The organism is Pseudomonas fluorescens, from assembly GCF_900215245.1.
Taxonomy (GTDB): Bacteria; Pseudomonadota; Gammaproteobacteria; order Pseudomonadales; family Pseudomonadaceae; genus Aquipseudomonas; species Aquipseudomonas fluorescens.
This window is the reverse complement of the sequence record NZ_LT907842.1, coordinates 4,595,727-4,612,565: the sequence shown is the minus strand read 5'-3', so window position 1 is coordinate 4,612,565 and position 16,839 is coordinate 4,595,727. Positions and strand designations below refer to the sequence as shown.

General features: G+C 63.3%; 14 protein-coding genes. 4 read left to right on the top strand and 10 right to left on the bottom strand.

Features of this window, described 5'->3' with window-relative positions; all coding sequences use genetic code 11:
- Window positions 1-13 precede the first annotated feature (13 nt).
- The 4 genes from CPH89_RS21645 to CPH89_RS21630 form a co-directional block, all read right to left on the bottom strand.
- Complete coding sequence (locus CPH89_RS21645) at window positions 14-1,255, bottom strand: thiolase family protein (RefSeq protein ID WP_053255512.1); 1,242 nt, start codon at window positions 1,253-1,255, stop codon at window positions 14-16.
- The gene (locus CPH89_RS21640; RefSeq protein WP_053255511.1) at window positions 1,252-3,126 is read right to left on the bottom strand and encodes a feruloyl-CoA synthase; all 1,875 of its coding nucleotides are present in this window, start codon (window positions 3,124-3,126) and stop codon (window positions 1,252-1,254) included. Before CPH89_RS21640 ends, CPH89_RS21645 begins: the two co-directional genes overlap by 4 nt.
- Before the next feature lie 62 nt (window positions 3,127-3,188).
- The gene (locus CPH89_RS21635) at window positions 3,189-4,637 is read right to left on the bottom strand and encodes an aldehyde dehydrogenase (protein WP_053255510.1); all 1,449 of its coding nucleotides are present in this window, start codon (window positions 4,635-4,637) and stop codon (window positions 3,189-3,191) included.
- 76 nt (window positions 4,638-4,713) lie between these two features.
- On the bottom strand, window positions 4,714-5,544 hold the full coding sequence (locus tag CPH89_RS21630; protein WP_010567568.1) for a p-hydroxycinnamoyl CoA hydratase/lyase: 831 nt from the start codon (window positions 5,542-5,544) through the stop codon (window positions 4,714-4,716).
- A gap of 213 nt (window positions 5,545-5,757) precedes the next feature.
- Between CPH89_RS21630 and CPH89_RS21625 the strand changes: the two genes are divergently transcribed.
- Window positions 5,758-6,246 carry a MarR family winged helix-turn-helix transcriptional regulator gene (locus CPH89_RS21625; protein WP_053255509.1) on the top strand — a complete coding sequence of 163 codons (489 nt, stop codon included), beginning with the start codon at window positions 5,758-5,760 and terminating at the stop codon, window positions 6,244-6,246.
- 8 nt (window positions 6,247-6,254) lie between these two features.
- Here CPH89_RS21625 and CPH89_RS21620 read toward each other — a convergent pair whose 3' ends face one another.
- Entirely contained in the window at window positions 6,255-7,577 is a 1,323-nt protein-coding gene (locus tag CPH89_RS21620; RefSeq protein ID WP_081006347.1) for an OprD family porin, read from the bottom strand.
- Window positions 7,578-7,883: 306 nt separating this feature from the next.
- Here CPH89_RS21620 and mhpT point away from each other — a divergent pair, with 306 nt between their 5' ends.
- The gene (mhpT, locus tag CPH89_RS21615) at window positions 7,884-9,113 is read left to right on the top strand and encodes a 3-(3-hydroxy-phenyl)propionate transporter MhpT (RefSeq protein WP_053255507.1); all 1,230 of its coding nucleotides are present in this window, start codon (window positions 7,884-7,886) and stop codon (window positions 9,111-9,113) included.
- Here the strand turns inward: mhpT and CPH89_RS21610 are convergent.
- The 3 genes from CPH89_RS21610 to CPH89_RS21600 form a co-directional block, all read right to left on the bottom strand.
- Window positions 9,110-10,057 (bottom strand): SphA family protein, encoded by a 948-nt coding sequence (locus tag CPH89_RS21610; RefSeq protein ID WP_053255506.1) that lies wholly within the window; start codon window positions 10,055-10,057, stop codon window positions 9,110-9,112. The genes mhpT and CPH89_RS21610 overlap by 4 nt on opposite strands.
- A gap of 81 nt (window positions 10,058-10,138) precedes the next feature.
- Complete coding sequence (locus tag CPH89_RS21605; protein ID WP_053255505.1) at window positions 10,139-10,906, bottom strand: coniferyl-alcohol dehydrogenase; 768 nt, start codon at window positions 10,904-10,906, stop codon at window positions 10,139-10,141.
- A 73-nt stretch (window positions 10,907-10,979) separates the two neighbouring features.
- Entirely contained in the window at window positions 10,980-12,455 is a 1,476-nt protein-coding gene (locus CPH89_RS21600; RefSeq protein WP_053255504.1) for a benzaldehyde dehydrogenase, read from the bottom strand.
- A gap of 270 nt (window positions 12,456-12,725) precedes the next feature.
- On the opposite strand from CPH89_RS21600, the gene CPH89_RS21595 reads away from it, so the two are divergent.
- Entirely contained in the window at window positions 12,726-14,480 is a 1,755-nt protein-coding gene (locus CPH89_RS21595) for a sigma-54-dependent Fis family transcriptional regulator (protein ID WP_053255503.1), read from the top strand.
- Between the two features lie 98 nt (window positions 14,481-14,578).
- A complete protein-coding gene (locus tag CPH89_RS21590) occupies window positions 14,579-15,190 on the top strand; it encodes a TetR/AcrR family transcriptional regulator (RefSeq protein WP_053255502.1) in 612 nt (203 codons plus the stop codon).
- Window positions 15,191-15,209: 19 nt separating this feature from the next.
- Here CPH89_RS21590 and CPH89_RS21585 read toward each other — a convergent pair whose 3' ends face one another.
- On the bottom strand, window positions 15,210-15,689 hold the full coding sequence (locus CPH89_RS21585) for a DUF3237 domain-containing protein (RefSeq protein ID WP_053255501.1): 480 nt from the start codon (window positions 15,687-15,689) through the stop codon (window positions 15,210-15,212).
- A gap of 42 nt (window positions 15,690-15,731) precedes the next feature.
- Window positions 15,732-16,835 (bottom strand): polyamine ABC transporter substrate-binding protein, encoded by a 1,104-nt coding sequence (locus tag CPH89_RS21580; protein WP_053255500.1) that lies wholly within the window; start codon window positions 16,833-16,835, stop codon window positions 15,732-15,734.
- Window positions 16,836-16,839: the final 4 nt, after the last annotated feature.

Here is a 16,839-nt window from a genome sequence, read left to right as displayed (position 1 = left end):
ACAGGCTGTGTATTCAAGCGCGCCAGGCGGGATTTTCGATCAACAGCGCCATGCCCTGCCCGCCGCCCACGCACGCCGCGGCAATCCCGTAGCGCAGGTTGTGCTGGCGTAATTGCCGCGCCAGGCTCATCACCAGGCGCAACCCGCTGGCCGCCAGTGGATGGCCCAGCGCCAGGGAACCGCCTTGGACGTTGAGTCGATCGCTGTCCAGCTCCAGCTCCTGGGCCACCGCCAGCACCTGGGCGGCCTGGGCTTCATTGATCTCGAAGCGGCCGATGTCGCCCAGGCTCAGCCCACTGCGCTGCAGCAACAGGCGGATCGCCGGCGCCGGGCCAATGCCCATGAACTCCGGGGCTACACCGACCACCGCGCTGGCCAGCAGGCGTGTCAGGGCCGGGCGTGTGCAATCAGACGCGCGCCCTACCAGTGCCGCCGCCGCCCCGTCGACCACCGCACAACTGTTGCCGGCGGTTTGCACCCCATCGGCATGCACCGCACGCAACCGTGCCAGGGCCGCCAGGTCGGTCGGCCGTGGGTGGCTGTCTTGGCTGACAACCCCCGCCTGGCGCGCCAGGCTGATGCGCCGCGATTGATACCCCTCAAGCTCGAACACCTGGTTATCCACCGGGACGATTTCGTCGACCCAGGCACCCTCCTGTTGCGCCTGCAACGCGCGCTGGTGGCTGGCGCAGGCATAACGGTCCACGGCCTCGCGACTCAGGCCATAACGCCGCGCCAGGTTATCGGCAGTGGCGATCATGTCCAGACCTGGGGCCGGGTCGTACAGCGCTTCCCAGAGGAAATCCTTGAATTGCACTTCGCCCCCCAGGCGGAACCCACCGCGGTGGGTGTAGGCCGCAATCGGGTTGCGTGACATCGATTCAGCCGCCACGCACAAGGCCAGTTGCACCTCGTCGCGCAGTTGTTCAGCGGCCTGGCGCAACAGCTCGAAGCCGGTAGCGCAGATGCGCTGCACCCCCAGCGCCGGGACCGCTTGCGCCACACCGCTGTACAAGCCGATATGCCGTGGCAGCAAATAGGCATCGAAGCTGGCCTGGGCCATGGAACCGGCCAGCACACTGTCAACCGCCTGCCCCTGGAGGCCGGCGCGAGCCAGCACTTCACGGCCAACCTTGATGCCCAGGTCGATGGGCGACACCTGGGACAGCGCCCCGCCGAGGTCAACCCACGGCGTGCGCACGGCCTCGAACATCGCCGCATCGGCAAACGCCGAATACTGCCCGGCGCCGCTCACGGTTTGGGCCCGGCACGCAGGATTGTCGGGTCTTCGCCGCGATACAGCGCTTCAACCTTGGCCGCACGCCATTGCAATACCGCGCGCTGGTTGATCGAGCCTTTGTCGGTAATTTCCCCACGGTCGATGGACGCCGGCTCGTCGAGCACGGCAATCCACTCCAGGCGACTGGCATTGCCGGTGGCCTCGCGATTGAGCCGTTGCAGCCAGTCGCCGAACCATTGGCGCACCGGCGCGCTGTTGAGCACCTCGGCGTCGCTGGCCTCGGCGTTCAAGCCCGACAGCCGGCGGCATTCATAGGCCCTGGGGAACACCAGCGCTCCCAGGCATTCGCGGTCCGGCGCGGCGATCACCAGGTCCTGCACATAGGGTGAGCCTTCGAGCACCGCACGATTGCGCAACGGACCGACGCTGACAAACACCCCGGAGGACAGCTTGAAGTCTTCGGCAATACGCCCGTCGAACATCAGCCCCCAGTGTGGCTGATGGGGATCGGCGAGCTTGATCGCATCACCGGAACAGTAATACCCCTGCTCATCGAACACCTCGGCGGTTTGCTCGGGCGCGCGCCAATACCCCGGCATGATGTGCGGGCCGCGAAAACGCCCTTCGAACTTGCCGTCCACCGGCACCAGGCGCACCTCGCAGCCCGGCGCGGGCAAGCCGATATAACCGGCCATGGACAACGGCCCGGTGGTGAAGGTGCAGGACGGCGCGGCTTCGGTCATGCCCAGCCCGGCCATCATGCGGATACGCTCGCCGCAGTGCTGTTCGGCCACGCGGTCGAGGCGGTCCCAGACACTTTGCGACAGGCCGGCAGCAGCGAAGAAGAACAGTTTCATCCGCGCAAAGAACCGCTCGCGCAACGCGGCGTCCTGTTCCAGGGCGTTGACCAATTCTTCCCAGCCCTTGGGCACTGTCAGGTAGGCGGTGGGCGAAATTTCCTTGAGGTTACGCAGGGTCTGGGCAAAACCCTGGGCTGTGGGTTTGCCGTCGTCGAGGTAAAAGGTGCCGCCGTTGTAGAGCACGATGCCGACGTTGTGGCTGCCGCCAAAGGTGTGATTCCACGGCAGCCAGTCCACCAGCACCGGCGGCTCCTCGCCGAACACCGGAAATGTCTGCAAGAGCATTTGCTGGTTGGCGCACAGCATGCGCTGAGTGGTGATCACTGCCTTGGGCAGTTTGGTCGAGCCCGAGGTAAACAGGAATTTGGCAATGCTGTCGGGGCCGGTGGCGTTGAAAGCCGCGTCGGCCTCAGTACCGGCCGACGTGTGCAACAGGCTGGCGAAGCTGATCTGAGTGCGCCCGGGCACCTGGCCGCGCACGCTGATCAGCGGCGTTTCGGGCGGCAATACGGCATCGATCGCCCGCTGGTAGGCCGGCGCATCGCTGACGAACACCAGCCCGGGTTGCAGCAGGTCACAGACATGCCGCAGCTTGGCGAAATCCTGGGACAACAACGAATACGCCGGCGATACCGGGCAGTAAGGAATACCGGCGTACATCGCGCCGAGGGCGACCTGCAAATGTTCGATGTCGTTGCCCGACAGCAATGCCAGCGGCTTGTCCGCCGACAGCCCGTAACTCAGCAGGCCCTGGGCAATCGCGCGTACGCCGTCGAGCATCTCGCGGTAGCTGACACGGCGCCAATCACCGCCGGCCTGGCGTGCCGCGATAAACGTCTGCTCGGGCCGCACCCGCGCCCAATGCACCAGGCGATCGAGCAAGCGCGCCGGCAACTCGGCCAGGGGTTCCAGGGAGCGCATGTGCAACACGCCCTGTTCTTCAGTGACCGCCACCGGTGCGTGGCCGATGGAGACCTCGCGGTATCGCGGTGCGGGCTGGGGTTGCGGTCGGAATTCGGAACTCACAAGGGTGTCCTCCAGCAAGGCGGATCACAGCCGCCTTGTTATTGTTAGGTCGCAGCAACTGCTCAGATCGGGTAATGCCGTGGCCCGTTCTGCAAGGTCACCCAGCGCAATTGCGTGAAGTGCTCAATGGACGCCTTGCCACCAAAGCTGCCGTACCCACTGGACTTGACCCCACCAAACGGCATCTGCGCCTCGTCATGCACCGTCGGGCCATTGATATGGCAAATACCCGACTCGACCCGCTGCGCCAGCGCCAGCGCGCGCCCGGTGTCTCGACTGAAGATCGCCGCCGACAGGCCGAACTCGGAATCGTTGGCCAGCCGCAACAAGGCTTCATCACCCTCACCACGCAGCAGTACGGCGACCGGGCCAAAGGACTCTTCGCGGTACACGCGCATCTGTTCGGTGACACCCTCGATCAGGGTCGGCTGCAGGATGCTGCCCGCCAGTTGGCCGCCTGCCACCAGCCGCGCGCCCTTGGCCAGGGCATCGTCGATCAGGGCCTTGATGCGTGTGCCGGCGCTGGCGTCCACCAGCGACCCCAATACCGAATCTGCCGCCGCGGGATCACCCGCATGCAGGGTCGCGACCTTGGCCGCCAGCTTGGCGGTGAACGCATCGGCGACCTTGGCATCGACGATCAGGCGTTCGGTGGACATGCAAATCTGGCCCTGGTTGAAATAGGCGCCAAACGCCGCCGCCGCTACAGCAGCGTCAAGATCGGCATCGTCGAGCACCAGCAACGGCGCCTTGCCACCCAGTTCCAGCAACGCCGGCTTGAGGTGACGCGCCGAGAGCTCGCCGACAATCCGCCCGACATGGGTCGAACCGGTGAAGTTGACCCGCCGCACCGCCGGGTTGGCGATCAGCCGCTCGACAATCGCGGCGGCATCCGCCGGGGCATTGCTGATGACGTTGACCACGCCATCGCCCAAGCCTGCATCCTGCAATACCTGGCCAATCAGGCGGTGCACCGCCGGGCTTATTTCCGAGGCCTTAAGCACCACGGTATTCCCGCAGGCCAGCGGCATGGCGATGGCGCGAGTGGCGAGGATGACCGGCGCGTTCCACGGCGCGATGCCCAGCACCACGCCGCACGGTTGACGCAAGGCCATGGCGAAACTGCCGGGGACATCCGAGGGAATCACCTCGCCTGTGATCTGGGTGGTCATCGACGCCGCTTCGCGCAGCATATTGGCCGCCAGGCGCACATTGAAGCCATACCAGTTGGCCATGGCGCCGGTCTCGCCGGCGGCGGCGATGAATTCGCTGCTGCGCGCCTGCAATTGCTCGGCAGCCTTGAGCAAGCGGGTGCGGCGTTCGTTGGGCGCCAGCGCCGCCCAGGCAGGGAACGCGGCTTGGGCGGCGGCGACGGCGGCGTCGGCATCTTCCAGGGTCGCAGCGGCCACCCGCGAGACCACTTCACCGGTCACCGGGTTGCGACGTTCGAAGGTTCGACCGTCACGGGCGGGGCACGACTGGCCGCCGATCAACAGGGGCACGTCCAGCATGGTGATTCCTCTTTATTGTCTTTATCGGGAACACGTTCAAGCAGGGTACAACGGCGCGGCCAGGCGGCCGCGCCCTTCAGCGTTTATAGGCCTGCAGGCCAGGCTTGATGCTCTTGTCGTCGAGGAACTGTTTCATGCCCTGCTCGCGACCGCCTTCGGTGTCGAGCAGACGCGACTGATCGAGCTTGGCGTAGAGGTAATCCTCGTTCTGCTCCCAGGTCAGTTCGCGGCAGCGCTTGAAGCCATGCTTGGCGGCACGCAGCACCACCGGGTTTTTCTCGAGCAGGTTACGCGCCAGTTCGATGGTCACTTCGCGCAGTTGCGCCAGCGGCACGCTTTCGTTGACAAGGCCCATTTCGGCGGCTTTCTGCCCGCCAAAGGTCTTGCCGGTCATGATGTAGTACAGCGATTGACGATGGCCCACGGTGTCGGCCATGGCCTTGCTCACCAGGTTACCCGGCGGGATGCCCCAGTTGATTTCCGAAAGGCCGAAGGTCGCTTCGTCGGCGCAGATCGCCAGGTCGCACGCCACCAGCGGGCTGAAGCCACCGCCGAAGCACCAGCCATTGACCATGGCGATGGTCGGCTTGGCGTACATGCGCAGCAGTTTCCATTGCCATTGCGAGGCTTCGCGGCGGATTTTCTCCTGGAGGATTTCCGGGCCGGCATCCACTTCGCGAAAGTATTCCTTGAGGTCCATGCCCGCCGTCCAGGCTTCGCCCGCACCGGTGAGGACCAGCACGCCGGCGGCAGGATCCTGCTCGAGGGTTTCCAGGACGTCGATCATTTCCCGGTTCAGGGTCGGGCTCATGGCGTTGCGTTTTTCCGGACGATTGAGAATGACCCAGGCGATGCCTTCTTCGATCTCAACCTTGACTGTGGTCCAACGGCCTTCGTAATTGCTCATGGCGGTACGCTCTTGTTCTGGGTGTGAAGATGATTCGAAATTAAACCGCAAATATAGTTATGTCAATTAACTATTAATCTGAATAACCAATATTTTTCCTGCTTAAAACCCGCGTGGCGCATGCGCTGTGAAAACCCGGCATAGCCATAGCGCGTCAACACCGGCAAACTAGATACTCTTATTAACCTGCACCTTCTGAGGATTGCACTGCCAATGGCCAAGCCTTCCACCATCGCCACCGCCAGCCAGGCCCTGCCCGACAACGACGAGGTACGGCCGCCGCTGGATTCAGCCCTGGACGATCTGATCGGTTACGCCATGCGCCGCGCCCAGCTCAAGCTGTTCCAGAACCTGATCGGCCGGTTGTCGGACCACGACCTGCGCCCGGCGCAGTTTTCGGCCCTGGCAATCATCGAGCAGCACCCTGGGCTGATGCAGGCCGACCTGGCTCGCGCCCTGGCCATCGAGCCGCCCCAGGTGGTGCCGTTGCTGAACAAGCTGGAAAGCCGCGCCCTCGCCGTGCGGGTGCGCTGCAAGCCGGACAAGCGCTCCTACGGGATCTTCCTCAGCAAGACCGGCGAAACCCTGCTCAAGGAACTCAAGGACATCGCCGCACAAAGTGATCTGGACGCCACTGCCGCCCTTGACGGCCAGGAACGTGAAGAGCTGCTGCGCTTGCTGAGGAAGGTCTATCAGGACTGATCGGCTTATCAGAGCGCCACGGTGTAGAGCACCAGGAAACGGGTCTGGTTTTCATCGCGAAAGGCCGCGCCGCTCGGGAAGTCATTGCGGTAGATCGACTTGCGTGCCATGAACCCGACATTCTTCAGCGGGCCGCTCTGAATCACATACCCCAGTTCCATTTGGAACTCGCGCTCCTTGCGATCCTCGGCGTTGAAAGCGGCCAGTTCAATGTGGTCGCCACGCACATAACGCAGCCGAGTCTTCAGCCCCGGCACGCCTGCTGCCGCGAAGTCATAATCGTAGATGGCCTGCCAGGTGCGTTCCTTGGCGTTGAGAAAGTCCGAGCTCATGGTCAGCTCGCTCATGCCCATCAACTCTGTTCCCGAGATATAGGGCGTGGCCGTCTCCCCGCTTGAGTGCATGTAGCCAAGGCTGACGCGATGGCCGCCCAGGCGGTAGCCAAACAACGCCGAGAGGTTGCGGTTATCCACCTTGCCCGCCTTGGCACTGCCATCCTCACGGCTGAAAAAACTGCGCAGGTCGCTGGTGAGCACACCATCGCCCACCGGCAGGTTGTGCAGCAGCGCCAGGGTGTCCTGCTGGTAGAGGTCCGCGATCTGCGAGTGATAGACCCGCAGGCTGAGGTCTTTGTTGACCTGATAGTCACCGCCCACATAAGCCAGGTGCGAGGTGGTGGCGGTGGCGTTGAAGCGCCGGTTGGGTGAGGCGATGGTCATCGCCTGGTAGTCGGTGGAGTCGCGCTTGTTGATGCGGTCGATATAGCCCGTGTTGAGTGTCAGGCCATCGATGTCCTTGGAGCTCAACGTGGTGCCGCGAAACGTTTGCGGCAGCAGCCGCGACGGACTGGCAAAGGCAAACGGCAGGAAGATCGACACATCGCCGGCCTTGACCGTGGTTTGGGCGAACCGCAGTTTGGCGGTTGGGGCCAGCCGCGAGTACTCGTCGGCGGCGCGCTTGTCGCTGGCCGACACCGGCAACAACTCGGTACCGCTACGGTCCGGCGAAGAGTCGAGCTTGACCCCCATCAACCCGCGTACATCCAGGCCAAAGCCCACCGGGCCAGGGGTGTAACCCGATTCCAGGTTGAGGATAAACGCCTGGGCCCATTCCCGCGTGGCGGTCTTCGCACCGTCGTCCTTGTAGTCGCGGTCCAGGTAGTAATTGCGCAAGGTCAGGGTGCCGTGGCTGTCGTCGATAAAACCTGCAGCCCATAGCGAACCGGGCAGCACGCTCAAGGCCAGCAATGCCATCAGCCGGCGTGGAGTGTTGTTCGACACACAGGAAACGGACGCCGCTGCAACGGCGCCCTCCATAGGGAGTTCTGGCATGTTCGATGTCCATTTTTGTTGTTGTTATTGGGTTGGCGCACGCGCGGCCCTGTCAGCCTCGCAAACCAAGAATGGAAACAGCCGACGGTACTCGTCAACCGTAACTGACCGATAATCGAACATTAATAAAGCTATCTATTTTTTAGCCATTCACAAACAAGTATCTCAATCGATTGAATCTAATCACTTTATTCTGTTTTTTTAAGGATTTTATTCAACGATTCATTTTTTAGTTATATTTGTTATCTTAATCCTCAGCAGCCACTCAAGCTCGCCACCACAACAAAAACAACAATGAGGTTTGCCATGGACAGTCCATCGCGTCGTTCGACGCTGACTATTGCGTTGTGCTTTATCGTTGCGCTGATCGAAGGGTTCGATCTGCAAGCCGCCGGCACCGCCGCCGCCGGGTTACGTCAAACCTTCGCCCTGGATCCGAAGATGCTCGGTTGGGTGTTCAGCGTCGGCATCATCGGCCTGCTGCCGGGGGCGTTCTTCGGGGGCTGGGTTGCCGACCGGATCGGGCGCAAGAAAATCCTGGTGAGCGCCGTGCTGCTGTTCGGGCTGTTTTCCCTGAGCACCGCGTTTGTCGACAGCTACTCAAGCTTGTTGCTGGTGCGCTTTCTCACCGGCCTGGGGCTGGGCGCCGCGTTGCCCAACCTGATCGCGCTGTGCGCCGAAGCGGTGAGCGAACGCAATCGTGGCACGGCCATCAGCGTGATGTACTGCGGGGTGCCCCTGGGGGGTGCATTGGCCGCAGTGGTGGCGATGTTTTCCAGTGAGCACTGGCAGACCACGTTTATTATCGGCGGCCTGGCGCCCTTGCTGGCCGTGCCGCTGATGATCCTGCTGCTGCCTGAATCCAGCGCCTTTCGCCAACAGTTCGACAACACGCACGGCGCCCGCCCCTCCACCGGCCAGGCGCTGTTCGGCGACGGTCGCGCGCGCACCACACTGGCCTTGTGGCTCAGCTACTTCTTCACCCTGACCGTGATGTACATGCTGCTTAACTGGCTGCCGTCGCTGTTGCTGGAACAGGGTTTCAGCAAACCCCAGGCGGGCATGGTGCAGATGCTCTTCAATATCGGCGGCGCCCTGGGTTCGCTGCTCGGCGGCGTGCTGCTGGACCGCTGTAATGCCCTCAAAGTGGTGGTGTCCGTGTATGCCGGGTTGCTGGCGGCCCTGGCCGGGGTCGGGCTGTCGGTGGGCATCGTGCCCATGGCTATTGCCGGCTTTGCCGCCGGCTTGTTCGTGATGGCTGGGCAGTTGGTGCTGTACGCCTCGGCACCGCCCTCGTATCCAACCTCGGTGCGTGCCACCGGCGTCGGTGCCGCTGTGGCAGTGGGCCGCCTGGGTTCGGTGGCCGGGCCGCTGGCGGCCGGGCAACTCCTCGCCGCCGGCGCCGGCACGGCCGGCGTACTGCTGGCGACCTCCCCCGGCGTGGTGATCGCCGCACTGACCATCATCAGCGTCATGGTGCGTACGGCGCCACTGAACCTGGCCACTCCGCAAGCGGCCAGGCCCACCAAAGCCTAGAACTGGTGCAGCCAATTGAGCACCAGTTTGTTGCCCTCGGTGCGGTTCTGCGCCTGCTGTTCGAAGTAGGCGTTCACCGATAGCACGTTCTCCTTGTTGAAGGCGTAGACCAGGCCTGGGCCGATGGCCCAGACCTTTTCGCGACGCCCGCTCACAGCGTGCCCGTCCACCTGGGTGTCGGTGATCTGCTTCAGCCAGTAGCCGTTAACCCCCACGCTCAGTTGCGGGTTCAAGGCATATTGCAGCGTCAGGTTGGCATGCAATGCCTGGCCGGCCTGGGTATCGGAAACATCCCCGAAGCCTGCCTGCGGATCATCATTCTTGCCATTCCACAGGTACATGAAACGCCCGCTCGCCGACCATGTCGGGCTGAACCAGTACGTCGCCGCGTAATACGGGTTGAATGACCAGAAGTTGCTGCCGGGGTTGATCGAGCGATGGCGGTCATAGGCCCCCACCGGGATCGAAACATCAGCCTCGACACGCTGGGTCAACAGCGGGCTGCCATCGGCGCGGTTCAGGCTTGGCAGTTGCAGGAAGGCACCGACCGTCAGGTCACCGAAGCCAGCACGGGAACTCAGCGCCGCATTGTGCAACCCATCGTCGACATTCACCTGGGCCAGGGAAGTGTTGATCAGGGTGAATCCGGGCATCGCGCCATTGGCCAGGGGCTGGCCGACGTAGATGATCTGCGTGGTGGGCGCCACCACTTCCAGGTCCTGCCTGGGCAGCGCCAGCTTGTTGCCGTGGGCATCATTGAAACGGCTGGCCCGCGAGTAGGTCAGGTACTCCTCCAGGTACCAACCGGGGCCGGCCGGCGCTGGCGAGCCGTCGTAGAAACTGGTGCTGCCGAGGTTGAGTCCGGGCAGGTCGTAGGCATGTGCAGTCGATGTCAGTGCGACAAATGTCGTGGCCGCAACCGTCCGCAAGATAGGCTTGAGCATCTTGTATGTCCTGTATTTTTGTTGTTGTTCAAGACTCCCGGCACGCAGGGGCCGCACCGGGATTTATCGCTGTGCCAGGCCCTACACGTAGGTGGCGGCCAACCCACCGTCCACCGGCAGATTGACCCCGTTGACCCAGCGCGCAGCGTCCGAGCAGAGGAAGGCAATCACCGCCGCCACCTCATCGGCCAGCGCTGGACGGGTCATGCGCTGGCTGTCCTCGGCCACCCGCTGCGGCCCGAGCATGCTGACGAAATCGCCGAGAATCGGCGTAAACACCGGCCCCGGCGCCACGCAGTTGATACGCACCGAGTGATCGCGAAACCAGCCCTGGGATTGTTGGAAGCTCCACACGATCAGCGCTTCCTTGAAGTATTGATAACAGCTGGCCTGCTCCACCGGATTGGCCGCCAGCCACTGCTGCCCGGCCTCGAAGCTGTGTGTCGCGGCCAGCGCCTTGTGCAGCTCCAGCCGTTGCGGCCATTGCGCGCCAAGCACCGAGGCAACATTGACGATGCTGCCGCCCGCCGGCATGCGTGGCAGCAACGATTGAGTCAGGTGCCGCAGCCCCAGGTAATTGACCGTCGCCACCGCTTGCTCGGGCGCCGTACCCGGCACCCCAGCGATGTTGCACAGCCCGTGGACCCGCGCGGGCAGGCGCGCCACCAGCGCATCAATGCTGGCAGGGTCACCCAGGTCAGCCTGGAAGAAGCCATCCAGGGTCAGTTGCGGTTCATGGCGATCCACACCGATCACCGTGGCCCCCTGGAAACGCGCGAGCCGCGCCAGCTCGGCGCCAATGCCGGAAGCGACGCCGGTGACGATCAGGGTTTTGTTGTGCAGGTTCATGTTCAAGCCCTCTTATTTTTGTATAGGCATGGGTGTATCGAATCGATGAGCCAGGGCCCAGAACGGCCACGGCTCAGAATGGATAGGCAGGCGGAGTATTTTTCAGCGTGACCCACTGCCACTGGCTGTACTCGTCCCAGTCCGCCGGCCCGCCGACGCTGCCGCCGTTGCCGGAGGCACCGCGCCCGCCGAACGGGTTGATGCATTCGTCGGCCACGGTCTGGTCGTTGATGTGCAGCAGGCCGCAGTCCAGCCGCTCACCGATGGCCATGGCGCGCCCGACCGACGGCGAGATGATGGCGGCCGAGAGGCCGTACTCCGTGCGGTTGGCCAGTTCGATCGCTTCCTCGTCGGTGGTAAAACTGACCACCGTGGCCACCGGGCCGAACAGCTCTTCCTCAAAGGCGCGCATGCCCGGACGTACGCCACTGAGCACGGTGGGCTGGTAGAACAACCGGTCATAGTCGCCGCCTGCCTCCAGCCGTGCGCCGGCCTGCAGGCTATCGCTGACGATCTCGTGCACGCGCAGCAATTGCCGTTGGTTGATCAACGGGCCGAGCGCCGCTTCACCCCGGGCGGCATTGCCCACCGTGAGTGCCCGGGCCTTGTCCGCCAGCTTGCGGGTGAGGCTTTCAGCGATGGATTGATGCACGAGAATCAGCCCGGTCGCCATGCAGATTTGCCCCTGATGCAGCCAGGCGCCCCAGGCTGCATTGCTCGCGGCCAGGTCGAGGTCGGCGTCTTCAAGAATGATCAGCGGGTTTTTCCCGCCCAGCTCCAGCGCAACCTTTTTCAGGTGTCGCCCGGCCACTTCAGCGACTTTGCGCCCCGCCGCCGTCGACCCGGTGAACGCAATCATCCGCACATTCGGATCGCGGCACAGCGCTTCCCCCGCCGGCGCCGCGCCGGGCATCACCTGCAGCAGGCCCTTGGGCAAGCCCGCCTCTTCAAACAGCCGGGCAATGAGAAACCCCCCACTGACCGGGGTCTGCGGGTCAGGCTTGAGCACCACTGCATTGCCTGCCGCCAGCGCCGGGGCCACTGAGCGCAGTGACAGCACCAGCGGAAAGTTGAACGGTGAAATCACCCCGACCACGCCGTGGGGCTGGCGCCGTGCATAGGACAGTCGGCCGGCTGCACTGGGCAGCACCACCCCGTGAGGTTGGGACAACAGCCCCGCCGCCTGATGCAGCAGCACAATCGCTTCACGCACTTCGTGCTCGCCCTTGAACAACGCGCCCCCGGTTTCCCGGGCGACGTACAGCGCCAGCTCGGCGAAGGACCGCTGGGCCAGGTCCGCCGCCTTGCGAAACACCTCGGCGCGCTCCCGTGGGCCCAACGCAGCCCAGGCCGGCTGCGCCAGCGCCGCACTGCGGCAGGCGACGGCGATGTCGGCCGGGTTGGCCATGGCGCAGCGCATCAGGGGTTCGCCGGTGGCGGGTTCAATCACGTCAATCACAGATCCCGAAACGGGAATCCAATCGCCGTTGAACAGGCATTCGGACGCGATGGCCCGCTGTAGAAAGGGGGTGGTTTCAGACATTGGCATTGGCAACTCCGGTTCTTGTAATTGTCATCGTCTGCACAGGGTGCAAACGCCGCATCAAGCCTTGAGCAAAGGCTGTGCCGCTTGCACGCAACGGCGCGCACATAAACCGGCGAGGGCTCTGGGTCGAGGCCTGCCGCGCAACGCTCACACGCCTGGGGCGATCGCCCGCAAAAAACCCGGGCTTCGCCACTTGTTCAATTGATAAGGTTATGTTTTATAACTATCTGAGCAGTTGCTCATATCGATCACTCGCTTTGCAGGGGCATAACAATGACTAATCCCCACAGCGCGCTGCCCGACGACCGGGTGGCCAGCGCGCCGTACCCTCCGCGTGGCGACAGTCGCCAACTCAGTGACAGCAGCTCGCCCACCACAGCGGAACTGGCCGATTGCCTGTTCTTTTCCCCTGAAGACGGGCGCATCTGGCTCAACGATCAACGCATGTTGTTGCTGCACAGTTCGTCGTTCGGCGCCCTGCGCGCCGAGGTCATCGAGCGCCTGGGACTGGACCAGGCCCGGGGCCTGTTCACCCGCACCGGTTATGCCTCCGGCGCACGGGATGCACGCTTGATCCGCGAGCGCTGGCCACAGGCCGATGCCGCCGCGGTGTTTCGCGCCGGGACACACCTGCACACCCTGGAAGGCATGACCAAGGTCGAACCGCTGCACTTCAAGTTCGATGCCGACTCGGGGTTCTATGAAGGGGAATTTCTCTGGCACCACTCGTGCGAAGCCGATGAACATGTGGGGGCCTACGGCATCGGCCAGGACCCGGTGTGCTGGACCGAAACCGGCTACGCCATCGGCTTCGTCAGTGGCCTCTTCGGGCAAATGGTGATTTTCCGCGAAGTGGAATGCCGTGGCATGGGCCATCGCCGTTGCCGCGTGATTGGCAAGACGGCCGAGCAATGGGGTGATGTCGAGCAGGACCTGCGCTACCTGAATGTGTCCCAGGCCGTCACCGGGCCTGCCACCCCCACGCTTGCAGGCCCGGTGGGCAGCGCTGGCGAAACCCGCCCGCCACAACCGTTGGTGGGCGCCAGTGCCGCGTTCAACACGGCGATGCAAGCGCTGCAAAGGGTTGCATTGACGCCCGCGACGGTGCTGATCAGCGGGGAGTCCGGCGTGGGCAAGGAGATGTTTGCGCGCCAGCTGCACCAGCTCAGTCGGCGCCATGACAGCCCGTTTGTGGCACTCAATTGCGCCGCCATCCCGGATAACCTGGTGGAGGCCGAACTCTTCGGTGTCGAACGCGGCGCCTATACCGGCGCGACGCACTCGCGCCCCGGGCGATTCGAACGGGCCCAGGGTGGCACGCTGTTCCTGGATGAAATCACCAGCCTCAGCCTGCCCGGGCAAAGCAAGTTGCTGCGAGCCTTGCAGGAACGGGAAATCGAACGGGTCGGCGGGGTGCGCGGGATCAAGGTGGATGTGCGCGTGGTGGCCGCCACCAATATCGACCTGCGTAAAGCGGTGGCAGACGGAAGCTTTCGCGAAGACCTGTTCTACCGGCTGAACGTTTACCCCATCGCCCTGCCCCCGCTGCGTGAACGCCGGGACGACATCCCGCTGCTGATCAATGCGTTCCTGACGCGCTTCTGCCAGGACTACGCCCGGACCCCGGCAGGCCTGACCATGCGCGCCCTGAAGACGTTGCTGCGCTACGACTTCGCGGGCAATGTGCGCGAGCTGCAAAACCTCATCGAACGCGGCCTGATCGCCAGCGACGACGGCCAGGCCATTGACCTGGTGCATCTGTTTCGCAACGAACCGCTGCCCGCCGAACCCTATGGCCTGGACGATCAGGGCAGCCTGTCAAATACCGGGCAGGCGCCGCGCTCGACGCTGCTGGATACCCTCGACCCGTTGGACCAGGGGTTTTCCATCGAAGGGCTTGAATCGCGCCTGATCACTGAAGCGTTGCAACAAAGCGCCGGCAACCTGGCTGCGGCCGCCAGGCTCGTGGGGCTCAGCCGTGCTCAATTTGCTTACCGCATGAAGAAGCACCGGCGGCAAACCCCTTGAAAGGCAATTAGTGCTTTAAAAGCTTTACCCAATTAAGTATTTTGCAGGGGTATGGGGCCAACACGCGCCCCTCTTTTTATTCGTGACAAGGATCTCCTGTGAGCGGACTGCGTGAACGTCAGAAAGCCGAGCGCCGGCAAGCTATCAGTAAAGCGGCGGTCGAACTGTTTGAGCGCCAGGGTTTCCAGAACACCACCATCGAACAGATCGCCGGCCAGGCCGGGGTATCGCCGCCGACGGTGTTCAAGTACTTCGGCAACAAACAGGAAATCATCCTGGAGATCCTGCACCACGCCGATCAACGCGCGATCAGCGATACCCGCAGCCTGATCCACGAAATCGACGACCCGGTCGAAGCGCTCTGCCACCTGGAACGCCTGCTCACGGGCTATGCCCTGGAAGTCATGCACCCCAGCCTGTGGCGTGAACTGCTGCCACTGATCCTGTTCGGCGGCAGCAATGGACTGCCCGAAGGCTATCGGGCCATGAACGATACGCTCAGGGCCGAAATCAGCGAACTGCTGCGGGAACTGCAACGGGCCGGCAAGCTACGCGCGCAACTCGATGTGGAATTGGCCGCGTTCCTGTTGAACGACTATTCGCACCTGCAATTGTTCAGGCTGGTGAACCAGGAACACCCGGATATCGACGCGCACTCAACCCAGGTCAGGCGTATCACCGAGCTGCTGTTTTACGGCATGCAGGCCTGACCGCTTCTGGTGGCGGGCCTCAGTAAAAGCGATAGCAACGAATCACCACCTGGTCGGCGCACGGATAGTGCACCAGGCCGATAAAGCTTGATCGGGTGAGCCAGTCCAGCCGCCCCTTGGCCACCTGGAACACCGGCGTGCAGGTGCAGCGGTATTCCGTCTCAGGAATCGGCCATTGGCCGTCGCTGTCCAGCTGGCGGCCATACTCAGTCAGGCTCAGCACACCCCGGTTACGGATGTTGATCACCTCGCCTTCGTCGGTCCTGACGCTGTAGCGGGCATCCAGTTGACCGATGCCATCCGGGCGCAAAAGAAAGCAATCTGCTCCGCCCGCCAGGACCTGGCCGCTGATGCCGACCCCATCGAAATCCCCGCCCAGAATCGGGTAGTTGCAGCGCAGGCCTTCAACGCTGTCGCCCAGCATCACACCCGGCCCAATCACAACGCGAAGGGTCAGCACCCGCTGCAAGTTGGGGGCAATATTCATCCGTTCAGGCATGGCAAGCTCCGAGCCCGGCGCACACGCACCGGGCCACACAGATCAACGGTTGCTCTTGATGGCGGTCCAGGTGCGGGTACGGATGCGCTCCACGGCGGGCGGAATCGGCTCCAGGGCAAACAGGGTCTTGCGCGCTTCGTCCGGCACATACATGTTGGGGTCGTTGCGGATGCTGGCGTCCACCAGCGCAGTAGCTTCCCTGTTCGGGTTGGGGTAGCCGATCTTGTTGCTGATGCGCGCAATCACGTCCGGGCGCAGGATGTAATTGATGAACGCATGGGCCTCCGCCAGATCGGGGGCCTTGGCCGGGATCATCATCACGTCCGACCACATCGGCGCGCCTTCCTTGGGCAGTGCCATCTGGACCTTGACGCCCTTGCCGGCGGCATCTGCCAGGCGCATGGCCAGTGCGACGCCGCCGGACCAGCCCACGCCCACACAGATATCACCGTTGGCCAGGTCCATGCCGTAGCGCGACGAGTTGAAGTAAGTCACGTAAGGGCGAATCTTCATCATCACCGCCTGGGCTTGCACATAGTCCTCACGCTTCTGGCTATTGGGGTCGAGGCCCTTGTAGTGCAAGGCAATCGGCAGGATCTCGTTGCCGGCGTCGAGAAAACCCACGCCACAACTGGCGAGTTTGGCGAGGTTTTCTTCCTTGAAGATGATGTCCCAGCTGTTCATCTGCACGTCGGGGCCGAGGGCTTTGCGCACCTTGTCGACGTTGTAGCCGATCAATGTGGTGCCCCACAGGTAAGGCGCGGCGTAGCGGTTGCCGGTGTCACCCACGGCTTCCAGGGACTGCATGAACTGCGGGTCCAGGTGCTGCCAGTTGGGCAACTGCTTGCGGTCCAGCGGTTGCACGGCACCGGCCGTGATCAAGTGCCCGAGGTTGGCGGTGCCGGGGAACACCACGTCGTACCCGGAGTTGCCCGTCAACAGTTTGGACTCCATGGTTTCGGCACTGTCGAACACATCGTAAATAGGCCGAATACCGGTTTCTTCCTCGAAGCTCTTCAGCACTTCGGGTGGCAGGTATTCGATCCAATTGTAGATCCGTACGGTTCGTTCTTCAGCCAGGCAAACACCACTGATGAGCAACGAGGCGACAGTGCCCAGCACGGTATTACGCAGAAATCTGTTCATGATC